Consider the following 15934-nt stretch of genomic DNA (forward strand, 5'->3'; position numbering starts at 1 on the left):
CCGGCCGCCGCGGCCCCGGTCGCCCCGGCCGTGCGCCCCGCCGCACCGGTTGCACCGGCCGCCCCGCCCCCGCAGCCCGCGGCGCCCGAGCCGATGTCGGCCGAGCTGCGCGCCGAGGGCGTGCACACCCCGCCGCCGGTGCTGTCGCACGAGGTGGTGGACGAACTGAAGGCGGTGATGGGGGGCGAGTACCTGAGTCTGGTGCGCCTGTTCCTCGAGGATGCGCCCAAGCACGTGCACGCGCTGGAGAACGCGGCCTCGGCCAACGACATGGCGGCGATGGTGTCGCCGGCGCACACGCTCAAGTCGGCCAGCGCCAACCTGGGCGCCATGGCCCTGTCGGCCGCGGCCAAGCGCATCGAACTCGGCGCCCGCCAGGGCGTGCTGCCCCGGCCGGCGGTGGCGGTGGCGGTGCTGGAAAGCGAGTTCCGGCGCGCGCAGCAGGCCCTGCAAGCCCTGCTAAAATAGGGGACGGGTACATATAAAAACGGGCCGGTTTGGCTCTCGCCGTAGCGAGGCTCAACCCGGCCCGTTTTTATATGTACCCGTCCCCAGCCTGGCTCAGCTACCCATCTTCGACTGCAGGTAGTTCTGCTCGCCCACGCGCTCGATCAGCGCCAGCTGGGTCTCGAGCCAGTCGATGTGCTCTTCCTCGGACTCGAGGATGTCGGCCAGGATCTTGCGCGACACGTAGTCGCCCACCTGCTCGCAGTGCGCGATGCCGACCTTCAGGTCCGGCACGGCCTGGTTCTCCAGGCGCAGGTCGCACTCGAGCGCTTCCTTCGGGCTCTGGCCGATCAGCAGCTTGCCCAGGTTCTGCAGGTTCGGCAGGCCGTCGAGGAACAGGATGCGTTCGATGAGCATGTCGGCATGCTTCATCTCGTCGATCGATTCCTTGTACTCGTGCTCGCCCAGCTCCTTCAGGCCCCAGTTGTTGAACATGCGGGCGTGCAGGAAATACTGGTTGATGGCGATGAGTTCGTTGTACAGCGCCTTGTTCAGGTGCTCGATGACCTTGGCGTCGCCTTTCATGGGCTGGCCTCCGCTTCCGTGGGTGAACGCACAGCCTACCCCGCCCCGCCGGCGCCTGCCGTAACGGGAATCGCTTTCGTTTGCTTTTGCCGCGCCCCTGCAGGAGCGCCTTCAGGCGCGAATCCTTACGCCGCCGCCGCAAACACCGGCAGCGGGAACGCCTTCGGCGCACTCGCCTCGGACAGGATCTCGGTGGCTAGTTCCCCGCAGCTGCCGCAGCCGCTGCCCAGGCCCGTGCGCATGGTCAGCTCGGCCAGGGACCCACAGCCGGCTTCGGCAGCGCGGCGGATGTCGCTGTCGGTGACACCGTGGCAGAGGCAGACGTACATGGCGGCCGTCCTGAATGGGAACGGTTCGCATTCCACTCCAAATGCGAATCGTTGTCAACCGCCTTCCGGGAGGGCCTTCAGGCCCGACGGCCCCGAAACCTTCCCCCTTGTGGGAAGGCCTTGAGCCCCGCCACCTCCGGCACCGCCGCCGGCACCGCGCCCTCCCCCGCCACCGCCCGGGCATGCGGCGCCAGGTGCTCCAGCGCCCGCACGTACACGTCGCGCTTGAAGCTGACCACGTGCTGGGCCGGGTACCAGAAGTCCACCCAGCGCCAGGAGTCGAACTCGGGCTTTTCGGTGAGGTCCAGGCGCACGTCGTCCTCGCGGCCGGTGAGCCGCAGCAGGAACCAGACCTGCTTCTGGCCGATGCACACCGGCCGGTTGCCGCGGCGGATGCAGCGCTGGGGCAGCCGGTAGCGCAGCCAGCCGGGCGTGGAGCCCAGCACTTGCACCTGGTCGGGGGCCAGGCCCACTTCCTCGCGCAGCTCGCGGTACATGGCCTCGAGCGGCGTCTCGTCGGTGTTCATGCCGCCCTGGGGGAACTGCCAACCATCACGGTTGACGCGCCGGGCCCAGAACAGGCGCCCGTCGTCGTGCATGAGCACGATGCCCACGTTGGGGCGATAGCCGTCCGGATCGACCACGGGACGGTACTCCAAAGATCTACTGGGGCCAGACTGCCACAGGCCCGGAAGGGGCCACAAGCGCGGCGGGCTCTCAGCCCCTGAGACCGGCGCCCGGCAAGCTAGCTTCGGATACCGGAGATTCGACATGACGACCCTGACACCGCGCTTCACCGCAGCCGTGGACTACGCCCGAACGGCCCACGCCGGGCACTTCCGAAAAGGCACCAGCATTCCCTACCTCTACCACCTGCTGGGCGTGGCCAGCTTGGTGCTGGAACACGGCGGCAGCGAGGACCAGGCCATCGCCGGCCTGCTGCATGACGTGCTGGAGGATTGCGGGCACGAGCACGAAGCCACCATCCGCGGCAAATTCGGGGATGACGTGGCCAACATCGTGCTCACCTGCACCGACGGCCACGCCGAGCAGAAGAAGGCCGCCACGACCCCCGCCGCCAAGCGCCTGAACTGGCTGGAGCGCAAGCAGCGCTACCTGGCCCACCTGGCAGGCAGCGATCCCGCCGCCTTGCTGGTGTCGGGCTGCGACAAGCTGCACAACGCCCGGGCGATCGTCGGCGACCTCGAAGGTGCCGCCGGGCAATCCGTGTTCGAACGATTCACCGCGGGCCGCGACGGCACCTTGCGCTACTACGCGGCGGTGGCCGAGGTCTTCCGCCAGCGCGAGGTCCCAGTGGCCCAGGCCCTGGATGCGACCGTGGAGCGCATGCACGCGCTGGCGGCAGAACCCACCCGCAGGACACTGGAAGGGTGGAAGCCCGACTGAGGCGCCCCGAGCGGCCCGATCCGGCCCCGGATTGACACGCCGGGCCGGCACCCGGACAATACGCGGCCCTATCCGCAACGGATAGCGCCCGTGGCTATGTAGCTCAGCCGGTTAGAGCACAGCACTCATAATGCTGGGGTCGGTGGTTCGAGTCCACCCATAGCCACCATTCTAAACCCGCGGATTTGCGGGTTTTTTTGTGCCCCGACGCCGGTCCCAAAGGGATCCGGGGCCACCTGTGACAGTTTCTGTGACGAATCTGTGCCACTTGGCTGGCCCGAAATTCAACGAAATTGACCCGGGCACTACTGTGCCATCGAAGTTTTCCCGATGACTCCCGCAAACGCGCTGCTTTGGTCATGCGGGCAAGCCGCCCACTGATGACCCCAGCACATATGTGCGCCACATGTAGGAGGGATCAACGGTAGGTCTGCATCTCCAAATACCGCAATCGGCCAATAGCGGGCATTGATGACGTACTCGAACTCTATCATTAAGGGATGAATCATCTCGGGCTGCATTGCGCAGCCGCCCCCAGGCGGTTCGCCGATTCTTGGCGCGCGAGTTGATCGGGGCTAGAGCACTCGCGGACATATGAATGGGTCGTCCGGTAGACTGCCGGACGACCAGTACGTTCGCGGCCGCGGGAGGCGCACGCCGAAAGTCCACTGACTCCTCGCCGGTGCCTCGCCCCCAAGGAACGTGCAATGCAGGCTGCGTTTCGTCCTGCGCCGTGATGTGTAGCTCTCACTCGAGGGGTTAACGTGAAGTGCATTATTTGCCGCGTCGACAAGGACGCGCTTGAGTTCAGCGACGAGCATGTGATTCCCGATTCACTGGGCGGCTACTACCACATCTACAGCGTTTGCCGGACCTGCAACTCCCGGATGGGGGAGACAGTGGATTCCCGGCTGGTCAACCACAAGCTGACCGACCTATACCGATTTGTTGAGGGCATGGCCGGCAAAAGCGGCGCGATCCCCAATCCTTTTGGCGATCCCACGGTATCGTCTGAGAACCCCGACATTAAGGCACGCGCTATCATGGATGACGACGGCGCACTGAAGTTCCAATTGATCCCCCGCGTGGTGGTGCACGAGGAAGGCGGCACCCCAACATCGATCGAGATTATGGTCGACACGCAGGACGAGGCCGAGATCGGAACTATCCTGCGCAAGAAGCTTAAACGGTTGGGGATCGATGAGTTCCAGGCTCGGGCGAATTCGGAACTCGTGCGGTCCGTGCTCGATGGCGGATTCTCGACACGGTGGAGGGTCGACATGCAGGCCTTCAAGATAGGCTTGCTCAAGATTGCCTACGAATTCGCAGTCGATTCAATCGAAGGCTACTTCGAGACACCCGACGCGATCGAAATCTCGCGGATACTGCGTGAATTCGATTGCGAGGCAGTCAATCGCTTCGTCACCGTGGGGTCTGGGCTCCAGCCCGAAGTCTTCGAGCCGTTCAAAGACTATCTGGACCTTGACAGCAAGAAGCATTACCTAGTGTTGATCGACGCCGGAATGGAACTGATGGGCTGCGTCAAGCTTCATCGACTGTTCTGCGTTGCCGTCAAGCTTTCGTCCAAACGGCACTTGGACAAGGGACAAATCATCTTCGGCATCAATGACATCGAAAATCAAACGTTTCGCAAGCTCACTTTCCAAGAACTCGTTGCCGAGTGCATGGGACCCACGCACTGTCGGCTCGGCTACTTCTTCGCCACGGAGGAGGAAGCGCGGCATGCGGCCGCTGAGATTAATGCGCCCGGCTATCGATATGTGTCCGACCGCAATGGCGAACCGCTACTCTTCCAAGGCGGCGGCGCACCTAATCCGCGGTCAATCTCCGACATTGTTGCCCGCGGAAGGGCTGCAGATCATTGGGAAGGCGACTGGTTCATCACTCAAATCGATTTTCATCCGGAAGACGAGGTTTTCGTTCGATCCGCAGGGGCGGACTGTCTGTACCGCGTAATGGGTGTCGAGATCAGTCGGGAACGCATGCGAAAGCTCTAGTAAGTCGCGAGTACGATGTTGGCGCCAGAACGGGCATGTCCACTTTGGGTCGATCGCGGTCGAACTCAGCTTGCTGTGGCATCATCACGCCATGAGCGGAAAGGACGAGTGGATTTGGCCGGCGCGCCCGACCAACGAAGCTGAGTACAGCGCGATGATGGTCGACCTAGACCGGCATTTGGCCACGCAGAGGTTGCAGCCTGCACAGCGAAGCCTCAATGCGGCCCGGTTGGTGTCGATAGCCCTGAAGCTGTCGGGCACGCCTATCTTGAGTGCGGATCCCGATCGAGGTGAGCCCTTTGGCCCGCGCGACTTGTTGGCTCGCGTGGCCGACTGGTGCGACGCCACCTACGGTGACCGAAACAAGATTGACTTTGCACTCGGGTACGTGGTGCTGCCCTTGCGCGGCACTTACTGGTCGCTGCGTATACCTTTGGTCTTCGGCACAGTTTTTCCGTTCGCAGACCGCGATTTGTCCAACACCGGGCGGCAACTGACGACCCGCGCCACCGGGCCGGCGACACACAACGTGCTGTCCGGGCTGAAGGGAGTCACGCAGAATTATGCTTCCCAACTTACTGACATCGAGGTTGCGTCGGTGTTGAGAAGTTATCAGCGGGGCTACGTCGCGCTCACAGCCCTGGACGAGCTCAAGGGACACGAGCTGTTTAGCGCCGCGCGCGGCGACTACGGCTTCAGCGTCGAGGCGTTGCTGGATGGCCGGGCGCTGGGCAAGGCTCGATGGGACAACGCACAGTGCGCAGAGAAGGTTTTGAAAGGCCTGCTCGGTCGTGCGGGCCAGCCATTTCCAACCAATGCAGCGCAAGGTCACGACATCGTGCACTTGGGTCGCCTTGTCTCTCAGCATTTCTCATTGGCGCTGCCCGAGTCGGATTTGAGGCTCATTTATTGTCCGCCGAAGGTTCGCTACGCTCAGGTGGCGATCGACCAAGAGGAGGCATGGGTCGCCCACGAAGCCCTGCTGGGTGTACTCGGCCATCTGCGGTCCATAGCATTGCCCCCGGGCGGCAAACGGCTGCGCGCTTAGGGTCCATTCTTTCAAACAGATGTTGGCTGACGGCGATCCAATCGTTGGACGACGCACCAAGCAAGCAGCTGCCCGAGTGACCGCTATGGGTCGGAAGGCACCCTTATTCAGCTGTGCCGAGCCGCTAAGATCCCCGGCCCTTGGTAGGCTGAGGCATAGCTATTTGCGCACAGGATCGGCGACATGCACCAGGCAGGTGGCGTGGAAGTCCTCAAGTCTCTTTGGGCGAAAACGCCTGACGGGAAGTGGACCATTACGGATCTCCATGGGGTCAAGGCCTCACCTTGCAGTGGGTGTGAGCCGGATTACTTCACCATTGCGGATCGCATGGAGATGATGCCGAGGAATGCGAGGGGGAGATCCGTAGAGGAAGTCGTCCAGGCCATGGGGTCCACCAACCTAGTTCTTAAGCAAAGTATCGTGCCGGTCGTGGCGCTGGTCACTGGTGAATCAGAACTTCGGGTAATCGGAACCGCCTTCATTGTCAGCGCGTCTGGATTAGTGATGACAGCTGGTCATGTACTTATGGATCCCGAAGACACAGGCTACGGCAACGTCACCAATGACAAAGGCGCTATTCGATTTGGCCAAGACCTGCAGATGGGTGTTCTGTTTCCCCTTCATCCTGCCATTCATGGCCCTGGCGCTATCCGCTTCGCTCCATTTCAACTCTGTGCCTATTGGGGTGGCTGGAGGGTTAGCCCACTCTTTCATGAGAGGGACAGAATGGAACTAGATACAGACGTTGCAATTTGCCGTTTGCCACCACACCCATCTGGCGCCTATCAGCTGCGGGCGCTGGTTGACCTTGCCATCGGCGCCGGCGCCAGCTGAGCACCGCCGCTGGTGCTGACCGACTACCTGCGGTGGTCAAGACCAGCAAGAGGAGTGCTGGTCCTGACCTCGTCGGTTCAGGCAACGCCATCAGCGGGCGTATGGCACCTCGGCAATCTGATCCAGCACGGACGGCGGTACAAACTTCTCGACTTTGCCGGACCGCAAGGCGGCCCATCCCCAGGTCGTCAGCACTTCGTTGCGATGTAGATCGAATCGGGACCTGGCGGGCAGTGTGTCCAGTGGTGCCGCCGTCGCCAGCTTCGCCATTAGCCCGAAGCGCAAGTCATCTCCGTAGGTTCCGTGGAGTGCGCCCCACATCGCTCGAAGGCTGTCCCTTCTCGCCAGACCGATCTGGTTGTTGTCCTCCAGCCTCAGGATCGTGCTGTTCAGGATAAAGCAGCTATCCACGAAACGATTCAAGTCCGGCGCGAACGCCCGCCCTCTCGACGTGGCAAGCGGCAGGATCAGGGCCAGCATCAGCCCACCCAGTTCCGTGCGGATGAAGCTGCCTTCAGCGCCCGTGCAGGCGATGACCAAGGTTCGGTAAAGTGATTCGCCGATTTGAAAGGCCCGGTCATCAGCGTTGGCTTCATTTGCCTCCCGAAGCAGGACCACGCCGGCGGCCAGGGCATCCAGGTCGCCTTGCTGCTCCAGTAGGGCCAGGGTTCGCGCCAGATGGGCACGCCGGCGATAGATTCGGTGTTTCAGTGCTGAGCGATCGAACACCGCCTGCTGGACGCTAGGGTGCAGCCGTTTCAGCAACTCGTCGCCGTCACGCCCCAAGGTCTGCGTCAGGTCGACCGCATCGAATAGCGGCTGCCGGAAATGGCCCTTTGAGCCGGGAACCTGCTGATCGATCGCCTCAAGCATAGCGAGGCTCGGCGCATGCTTGCCGCCAGCGTACTTCGGCCAGAGGTTGTGATGGAACGCCTCATCCTTCGCGGTCTTGCGGTAAGTCTCCGGCTGCAGATGTTTGCCTAATGCATAGGCAGTGTACCGATCTGTCGCGACACGGAGGCGCTCATACCAGTAGGCGGTCCGCAGGATGGCTATCGCGCGCTTCATCCCGCGAGAGTTGTCCGTCACCAAGTTCGACAGCATGCGGTCCAACCGGACCCTTTGCCAGGAATTCCCTTTCATGTCGGCAGGTTAGCGAGGCAAAGCTCGTGGGAATGGAGTAACGATTAGACCGCTTTTTCCCTTCTGGCAAGGTGATCGTGCCCGCCGTAGGCTGGTGTGACTGAACGTGACGGAGGCGAATGAATGTCCACCCCGCCCGATCCGACGCTCGCTGCGGCCTTGGAGCGGGAGCTGTTTGCCCGGTTCGGGCCGCTGCTGGGCGGTGACGACCTGTGGGGAGCGCTCGGCTACCCTTCCATGGAAGCGTTTCGACAAGCCCTGGCTCGCAATCAGCTGCCGGTGCCGGTGTTTCCCCTGCCGCATCGCCGGGGCAAGTTCGCCCTGGTCAAAGATGTCGCGCAGTGGTTGGCCGCCTGTCGCGCTACGGCGACGCGGCCGACCCCGTATTCCTGTCTTCCCTGATTCCGCCTGGAGGCCTGCCCCTGACCTGATCCCTCGTTCAACTGACGCACCCATCCTGAGGCCCCCGAAACGACAAAGGCCCAAGCGCTTACGACGCCCGGGCCTTTGATTGAGGGAAGGATTCGCCAATCCCCTTGCCCGCAGTCTAGTCGAATCGCCCGCCCCGTTGTCAACCGCTGCGTCCGCTCCGGACCCGGCACGGGCGGCTACGCCTCCTTGTCACGCCATGTCACGGGTACCTGCCCGTGCGCCAAGGAGTATTCATGCAAAAGATTCGTCACGTTATCCAGCTTCTCTTCACAACCGCGCTGACCGATACGCTGATCGCTAAGACGGCCAACGTTTCCAGGAACACGGTCCGGCGCTACCGCAAGCTCGCCCGCGCGAAGGCCTATCGCTGGGAGGACCTGATGGCCCTGTCCGATGCCGGGCTCGATGCGAAGTTCAACTCGGCCCTGCGCCGGCTGACGCGCAAGCGCATGCCCGACTTCGCGGTGGTCCATGCCGAGTTGCAGCAGAAGGGCGTCACCTTGACCCTGCTTTGGGAGGAGTACTGTGCCCCGAGACCGGAGGACGCGCTCTCCTACAGCCAGTTCACCGAGCACTACCGCCACCACGTCCGCCGGATCGATCGCGTCATGCGGCAAACCCACCAGCCGGGCGAGAAATGCTTCGTGGACTTCTCGGGGCTGCGTCCCTGCCACCGGGACCGGGACACCGGGCGGGACATCCCGGTCGAGCTGTTCGTGGCCGTGCTGGGCTACTCGAACCTCACCTACGCGACCTGCGTGGCCACCCAGTCCATCCCCGACTGGATCGAGGCGCACAACCGGATGTATGCCTACTTCGGGGGCGTGTCGTCGTTCCTGGTGCCCGACAACCTCAAGGCGGCGGTGGACCGGGCCGGCATTGACCCGGCATTGAACCGGACCTACCAGGAGCTGGGCGAGCACTACGGTGCGAGCATCGTGCCGGCGCGCAGCTACCGGCCGCAGGACAAGGCCTCGGTCGAGGTGGGCGTGCAGATCGTCCAGCGCTGGATCCTGGCCCGGCTGCGCAAGATGACCTTCTTCTCGCTGGCCGAGATCAACCAGGCCATCGCGGAACTGCTGCCGACCTTCAACGACCGGGCCTTCAAGCGCCTGCCCGGGTCCCGCCGGTCCCGGTTCGAGGAAGACGAGCGCAGCCAGCTCCAGCCGCTACCTGCCAATCCCTACGTGCTGGCCGAATGGACCGGGCAGCTGCGCGTCGACAACGGCTACCACCTGCAGATCGGCGGGCACTGGTACTCGGTGCCGCACCGCTTGGTGGGCCAGCGGGTCTCGGCGCGCCTGAGCGCCGGCGTGGTCGAGATCTTCCACCAGCACGCTCGGGTCGCGTCCCACCCCCTCTCCACGGCCCCCGGGGGTCTGACCACCGATCCCGCGCACCAGCCCGAGAGCCACCGGGCCTACGCCGAGCGCAGCCCCGACAAGGTCGTGGCCTGGGCAGCGACGGTGGGCCCGAACGTCTTGGCCGTCGTGCAGCACCAGTTCGCCCGGGCGGTGCCGGCCCTGGGCCTGCCGGCCTGCGATGGCCTCCGTAAGCTGGTGCGCGTCCATGGTGCCCATGAAGTGGAGGCCGCAGCCCGGCGGGCCGTCGAAATCCAGTCGCTGACGCTCAAGACTGTCAAGTCCCTCCTGCACACGGGGCGTCACAGGAGGGCCCGCTTGCCGGAGGCCGCCTCCGCGCTCCGGCCGGACCACCCCAACGTGCGCGGCAGCGCCTACTACCGCCAGACCCCGGAGGCCTGACCCATGCTTATCCAACAAACGATCCAGGGCCTGCGCGCCCTGCGCCTGAACGCCATGGCCGACGCCTTCGAACAGCAGCGCGGCAACCCGGCGCTACAGGAGCTGCCCTTCGAAGACCGCTTGGCCATGCTGGTTGACCATGAGCGCCAAGCCCGCGAGTCGCGTCGCGTCAGCCGTCTGCTCAAGACGGCGCGCCTCAAGGCCAGCGAGGCCGCAGTGGAGGACATCGACTACCGGGCGAGCCGCGGGCTCGACAAGCGACAGCTGACCTCACTTATGAGCTGCGACTGGGTCAGCAAGGGCCAGAACCTGATCTTCACCGGCCCGACCGGCGTCGGAAAGACCTGGCTGGCCTGCGCCTTCGCCAACCAGGCGGCGCGGCGCGGCTGGTCGGTGTTGTACCGCCGGCTACCGCGCTTGCTCGAGGAGATGGAGATCGCCCGGGAGGACGGCAGCCTGCACAAGCTGCGCCAGCAGCTGGCGCGGACCCGAGTCCTGGTCATCGACGACTGGGGCGTGTGCAGCCTGAGCAACCAGGGGCGCCAGGACCTACTCGAGGTGGTTGATGACCGGGTGGCTACGCTCTCCACCGTCATCACCTCGCAGCTGCCGATCAGCGAGTGGCACGCCTATCTGGGCGAGCCGACGCTCGCCGACGCGATCCTGGATCGGCTTGTTCATGCCGCTCACCAGATCGCGTTGAAGGGCGACTCGATGAGGAAAACTCTTTCGACCATGCCAGGGGCGCCCGACTAAAACGCCCAATCCCATCGGGGCGGTCAAACCGCCCCGATTTTGCCCGTAATTGCTACCCGAGTTAGCGTTAATGGCATGTTGACAGCCACTGTCAGGAAAGGTCTTCTAATTCCACGTTCTGGCCGGCGACGATCACCATGCTTCAGACGCGCATTTCGAGAGATCTACTCGCCTTCGTTTCGCTGCTGCTTGTGCAATCGCTGTTTGTGGCGGACGCACACGCGCAAAGCTACGAATGCTACCTGGAGTACTTTTACTCGCACGCACCCGGCGCGCCCGAATCTGAGTGGACGCTTGAGGGGATCGACAGGATCTGCGTGATGCGACCTGCCATTGGCAGCGCCGTTCGATTTATTCCAAGAGAGCCACTGGAAGGAGGGGCAGGGAGCGCTGTTCGGGCTGGAACGATATCGTCACGCGTTGAAGATCAAGGCCAATCTAGCTGCGACGCCACCGACCGTCCCGTCATCATTTCTAACGGCACTAAAGTCCTGCCTGAGCTGGACTTCATGGCGGGACAGGATGCCCAGTTTGGGCTTGGCCGCGTCTATGACTCCAGCAGCTCGCTTCAAGGCGCCTTCGGCGCGCGCTGGGCCTCGAGCATCGACTATGGGCTTGTCTTTGAACACAGCGCCACCCAGTGCGTCGCGATGCTCTACGGCAGCACAACGTGCTCTACAACGCCCACGGGCTTGACCAAGGTTTTCGTCCGTCGGCAAGGTGGCGGACGCGCTTCGCTCAGCTTGGTGGGCGGCAGCTGGAAAGATGGAGCTGGCCGCTATGAACTGACGCAGCAAGGCAGCAACTGGGTCCTGTGGACTCAGGAAGGAAATATTGAAACCTACAATGCCGGCGGCCAGCCCATCTCGACCCGCGATGAAGGCACTAACGGTCTGAACTTCACGTATGACGGCACTGGAAAGCTGACCCAAGTGGCTCACACCTCGGGCCGCTCGATGAGCCTGACCTGGACCAACAACAAGATCACCAACGTCCTGGGCCCGAACGCCAAGAACTACACCTTCGCCTACTCCTCGCAGGGCTACCTGCAGACCGCCACGCTGCCGGACGGGCTGGGCCAGAAGACTTATCACTATGAAGTGACCGGCAAGCCTTGGCTGCTCACTGGCGTTTCGGTCGATGGCGTCCGCAAGACCCGCTACAGCTACTACGCCGACGGCCGCGTCCAGGAATCGGGGGACGAAGATGGCGGACATACCAGCACCTTCGCCTACGGCACCAACTCGACCAGCGTCACCAATGCGCTTGGCCAGACCAAGACCTACCAGATCACCGCTGAGGGCCTGATCTCCCAGATTAACCGCCCGGCCAGTGCGGCGTGCGCGTCGGGCGTTCAAACCTCGCAGTACGACGACATGGGGCGGTTGATCCTGGAGGTTGATGGCTACGGAAACCGTACCCGCTATGCCTACACGACGGCAGGCAGGCTCCAGCAAAAGTCCGTCGGTGAAACCTCCACTGGCGACACCAGCAAGCAGCAGGTCACCGTCTACGTCTGGAATGCAGCCCAGACCCGCATCGACGCGATCCAGGAATATGGCGCGTCGGTAAGCCCCGCGAACTTCATCCGAGAGACCATCCTAACCTACTACCCTGATGGCGACAGCGCCGGTCGCGCGCGCTTGCCGCAGACCGTCACGGTACACGACCGGACGCCGACGGCAGCGCCTTCACGCACCACCGGCTACGACTACAGCTTCCACGCCAACAAACAGGTCTACAAGCGCTGGGTGGACGGTCCGCTGGCCGGCACGGTGGACCGGATGACCTATGAGTTCGACAGCCTCGGCAATTTGGTCAAGGTCACCAACCCTCTCGGCCACACGGTCACCTACAGCAACTACACGACACTGGGCCAGCCCGGCCGGATCACGGATGCCAATGGTCTGGTAACGGATGTTCTCTACGACGCCAAGGGTCGCGTGACACGCACCACGGTCAAGGCGCCGGGAGGTGACCGAATCACGAACTACGGTTACGACGCTCACGATAATCTCATCAGCACAACCGATCCGTCCGGCCGCCTGGTCGAGGCCAGCTACAACTTGGCCGGCGAGATGACGCAAATCCGCTCGGAGTCCGCTTTCCCTATGGGTGACAACCCCAAGGACATGCGGAACATTGCCTACAACGACTTGGGTCAACTCATCTACGACCGCACGTTCCAAAGCTACCTAAGCTACGTCATTGTTGGCTGGCAGGGCGGCGAGCCCATCATGGACTGGGTGACCGAACGCAAGGACTTCAGCGAACGGAGTTGGACCTATGACAGCGGCGGCTTCCTGAGCAACGCCCTGGGCAACAACGGCCAGAACATCCGGTACGCCTACAACGCCAACGGCGACCTGGCCACGGTCACCGACTCGCTGAACAAGGTGACCTCGACCACCTACGATTCCCACGGCCGGATCAAGTCCGTTACCGCCCCGAACCAAGGCACCGCCCACTTCGAGTACAACCCGCTGGGCTGGCTGACCAAGGTCACGGACCGCAACGGCAACATCACGACCTACACCTACAATGGCCATGGCGACGTCACGCGGGTCACCAGCCCGGATAGCGGCATCACCGACTACACGTACAGCCTGGCTGGCAAGGTCCTGACCATGACCCGCGCCGACGGCACGGTGACGACCTACACCCGGGACGGGCTGGGCCGGGTCACCCAGGAGTCCGCCACCTGGGCGGCCTACAACGGCATCGGGGGCGCCCAAACGCATACCCTGACCTACGACAGCTGCACGATGGGCAAGGGCCGGCTGTGCGGGATGACCGACAGCACGGGCTCGACCAGCTACACCTACCTGAAGTCCGGTGAGCTCGCTTCGCAGACCTCGGTCATTGGCGGCGTCAGCTTCGGGCTCACGTTCACCTATGACGCCTATAGCCGGCTGAGCACGGCGACGTACCCCAACGGCGTGGTTCTGCGCTACAGCTATTCCAGCGACCACCGGGTCAAGCGGATCGAAGCGCAGATCGCCGGTGTCTGGAAAGACGTCATCAACAATGCCGCCTACCAGCCCTTTGGCGGACCGCTGATCGGATTTGTCCATGGCAATGGCTGGAACCGTCAGATCGACTACGACCTTGATGGCCGGGTCACCAAGATCTATGGCGCGGGCACGACTCACCCGCAGAACCTGATCTATGGCTACAACGCCAACGATCTGATTACCGGCATCACCAACACCAAGAACGCCGCCGCTAGCCAGACCTACGGCTACGATGTCATGAGCGCACTGACGTCGGCGAACGCCACGGCGACGGGCCAGCACACCTGGCAGTACGACGCCAACGGCAACCGCATCTCGCACGCCTGGGGTGGCGGCACCGAAACGTACACCAATGCCCCTGGAACGAACCGCCTGGCCAGCATGAGCGGCCCGCGTTCGCGCTCGGCGACCTACGACCCCATGGGCAACCTGCGCAACGAGACCCGGGGCGGAGTGACCGTTGAGCGGCGATACAACGGGTTCAACCGTCAGGTGAAGCTGATCCGACCGAGCGCGCAGTCGTTCGCCCAGCCCAACGGTGCCACGCTGAACCTACCCGCCGGCACCTGGGACTACGGCTACAACGCGCTCGGCCAGCGGGCAAGCAAGGCGCAGGCCGGTGGTAGCACCACGCGCTACCTGTTTAGCCCGGGAAGCCTACTCCTGGGCGAGACCAACGCCGGCTCATCGAGCTTGGACACGATCTACGTCTGGCTCGAAGGCAAGCCAGTGGGCGTCATCCGCGGGGGGCAGCTCTACGCCGTTCACACCGACCACCTGGGCCGACCGGAAGTCGCGACTAACGCAGCCAAGGCAGTTGTGTGGCGAGCAAATAATCTGGCATTCGACCGGAACGTCACCGTCGATTCATTCGGTGGCTTGAATCTTGGCTTCCCGGGCCAGCAGTACGACGCTGAATCAGCTGCGTGGTACAACGTCAATCGTCACTACGATGAATCATCTGGTCGATACACAAGCAGTGATCCCATTGGGCTGTTTGGTGGTCTCAACACTTTTTCCTACGTGGCAGGCAATCCCATCTCAAATGTTGACCCGCTAGGGTTGATGGCGATCACTCACTGCCGCGACCAAGACTCGCTTGACATCAAAATTGATATCTCACTGCGAATAGACCCTACGCTGAGTTTGTCTGAGGCCGGTGCAATGCTCACCGCGGCGGAATCAGCATGGAATGGGAGTATCGATGGCGTCAGCATTCGCGTCCAAATAAATACGTTGTTCACTGGCTCTCTTATCAGAGATACCGATCTCGTCCTACATCGAGGGAGCTACCGCAATGACGAGAATGATTGGTTCTCAGATAGCAACAGCCTATCTGGTTGGGCTCATGAAGTGGGGCATTGGTTTGGTATGGGGCATAACTATCCCACCGGCACCTCAGTGATGGCCTATGCCGGTCCTGACGGCCGCACTGTGACGGACTTTGATCGACGCCACTTGCTTGACAAATTTATCGAAAATTCCAATGACTGTGGATGTAGCCCATGAATACGCGAAGAATGCTGTTGACGTTTCTGATCGCTTTTCCTGCCGCAGCCATTGGCAATGATCCAGGTCAGCACTTATCCGGAAACACGGAGAGGTTTGGTCCACCAATGGACGCAAATGCTCTGGTGCTTAGCGATACATATGGCGTCTGTAGCGACAGATACTTTGGTGGTGTTCGTCGCGTGGAAACACAGGGCGACATGGTTCGCGGGGAGCTGAGATTCGGCTTGCCTGGAGAAATGGAGTCCGTCACCTATGACCTTGGGCGTCACTATGGTTTTGGCAAGAGAGTATCGGCGCGGGAAAGAATCAGCATTGACGGCCGATCAAGGAATGTCGGAATAATTACGCAAGGCGACCTGACTGGATACGTGATCTCAGATGTATATCCAGATGAGGAGATAGAAGTGGCGATCTGGTTTGACAGAGAGAGCGCCAATGCTCTGCGTCAAGCCAAGCAACTTGCAATTGCGGTAGCGGCTTGCTCGGTTCGAATCAACGATGGCTGAGCGGTCCAGTGGCCGGCGGACTGAAGGGCGTCAGCGACGCGACAGGTATGTTGCCTGGAGGGGCTCGAGCTTCGAGAGGAAAGCTGTGGCGATTCAATAAGTCGTGCACGTGTGTTGAGGCGCGCTGAAAATTGACCAGC

General features: G+C 62.5%; 14 protein-coding genes and 1 tRNA gene. 11 read left to right on the forward strand and 4 right to left on the reverse strand.

What is annotated here, in order from left to right:
• On the forward strand, positions 1 to 468 hold a 468-nt coding region (locus C6N40_RS13490; protein ID WP_205208624.1), incomplete at its 5' end, for an Hpt domain-containing protein.
• A 93-nt stretch (positions 469 to 561) separates the two neighbouring features.
• Here C6N40_RS13490 and bfr read toward each other — a convergent pair.
• From bfr to C6N40_RS13505, 3 genes are all read right to left on the reverse strand, one after another.
• Positions 562 to 1032, reverse strand: a complete 471-nt coding sequence (gene bfr, locus C6N40_RS13495; protein WP_106991551.1) for a bacterioferritin — start codon at positions 1030 to 1032, stop codon at positions 562 to 564.
• Positions 1033 to 1157: 125 nt separating this feature from the next.
• Positions 1158 to 1361 (reverse strand): (2Fe-2S)-binding protein, encoded by a 204-nt coding sequence (locus tag C6N40_RS13500; RefSeq protein ID WP_106991552.1) that lies wholly within the window; start codon positions 1359 to 1361, stop codon positions 1158 to 1160.
• Positions 1362 to 1438: 77 nt separating this feature from the next.
• The gene (locus C6N40_RS13505; protein WP_106991553.1) at positions 1439 to 2005 is read right to left on the reverse strand and encodes an RNA pyrophosphohydrolase; all 567 of its coding nucleotides are present in this window, start codon (positions 2003 to 2005) and stop codon (positions 1439 to 1441) included.
• A gap of 127 nt (positions 2006 to 2132) precedes the next feature.
• Between C6N40_RS13505 and C6N40_RS13510 the strand changes: the two genes are divergently transcribed.
• From C6N40_RS13510 to C6N40_RS14190, 5 genes are all read left to right on the forward strand, one after another.
• Positions 2133 to 2768: an HD domain-containing protein gene (locus tag C6N40_RS13510; protein WP_106991554.1), complete on the forward strand. Its 636-nt coding sequence runs from the start codon at positions 2133 to 2135 to the stop codon at positions 2766 to 2768.
• Positions 2769 to 2860: 92 nt separating this feature from the next.
• Positions 2861 to 2937: transfer RNA gene (locus C6N40_RS13515), tRNA-Met, on the forward strand.
• Between the two features lie 595 nt (positions 2938 to 3532).
• The gene (locus C6N40_RS13520) at positions 3533 to 4786 is read left to right on the forward strand and encodes an HNH endonuclease (protein WP_106991555.1); all 1254 of its coding nucleotides are present in this window, start codon (positions 3533 to 3535) and stop codon (positions 4784 to 4786) included.
• 91 nt (positions 4787 to 4877) lie between these two features.
• Entirely contained in the window at positions 4878 to 5834 is a 957-nt protein-coding gene (locus tag C6N40_RS13525) for a HEPN domain-containing protein (protein ID WP_106991556.1), read from the forward strand.
• 201 nt (positions 5835 to 6035) lie between these two features.
• A complete protein-coding gene (locus tag C6N40_RS14190) occupies positions 6036 to 6668 on the forward strand; it encodes a hypothetical protein (protein WP_162782248.1) in 633 nt (210 codons plus the stop codon).
• A gap of 90 nt (positions 6669 to 6758) precedes the next feature.
• Here C6N40_RS14190 and C6N40_RS13530 read toward each other — a convergent pair whose 3' ends face one another.
• Positions 6759 to 7811, reverse strand: a complete 1053-nt coding sequence (locus tag C6N40_RS13530; RefSeq protein WP_106991557.1) for a hypothetical protein — start codon at positions 7809 to 7811, stop codon at positions 6759 to 6761.
• A 123-nt stretch (positions 7812 to 7934) separates the two neighbouring features.
• Between C6N40_RS13530 and C6N40_RS13535 the strand changes: the two genes are divergently transcribed.
• The 5 genes from C6N40_RS13535 (at position 7935) to C6N40_RS14195 (ending at position 15794) form a co-directional block, all read left to right on the forward strand.
• Entirely contained in the window at positions 7935 to 8213 is a 279-nt protein-coding gene (locus C6N40_RS13535) for a hypothetical protein (protein WP_106991558.1), read from the forward strand.
• Between the two features lie 263 nt (positions 8214 to 8476).
• A complete protein-coding gene (gene istA, locus C6N40_RS13540; protein ID WP_106991559.1) occupies positions 8477 to 10006 on the forward strand; it encodes an IS21 family transposase in 1530 nt (509 codons plus the stop codon).
• Positions 10007 to 10009: 3 nt separating this feature from the next.
• Positions 10010 to 10762 (forward strand): IS21-like element helper ATPase IstB, encoded by a 753-nt coding sequence (gene istB, locus C6N40_RS13545; protein WP_106991560.1) that lies wholly within the window; start codon positions 10010 to 10012, stop codon positions 10760 to 10762.
• Between the two features lie 137 nt (positions 10763 to 10899).
• Complete coding sequence (locus C6N40_RS13550; protein WP_106991561.1) at positions 10900 to 15285, forward strand: RHS repeat-associated core domain-containing protein; 4386 nt, start codon at positions 10900 to 10902, stop codon at positions 15283 to 15285.
• A gap of 17 nt (positions 15286 to 15302) precedes the next feature.
• Positions 15303 to 15794 (forward strand): hypothetical protein, encoded by a 492-nt coding sequence (locus C6N40_RS14195; RefSeq protein ID WP_162782249.1) that lies wholly within the window; start codon positions 15303 to 15305, stop codon positions 15792 to 15794.
• Positions 15795 to 15934 lie beyond the last annotated feature (140 nt).

The organism is Arenimonas caeni, from assembly GCF_003024235.1.
Classification (GTDB): Bacteria; Pseudomonadota; Gammaproteobacteria; order Xanthomonadales; family Xanthomonadaceae; genus Arenimonas; species Arenimonas caeni.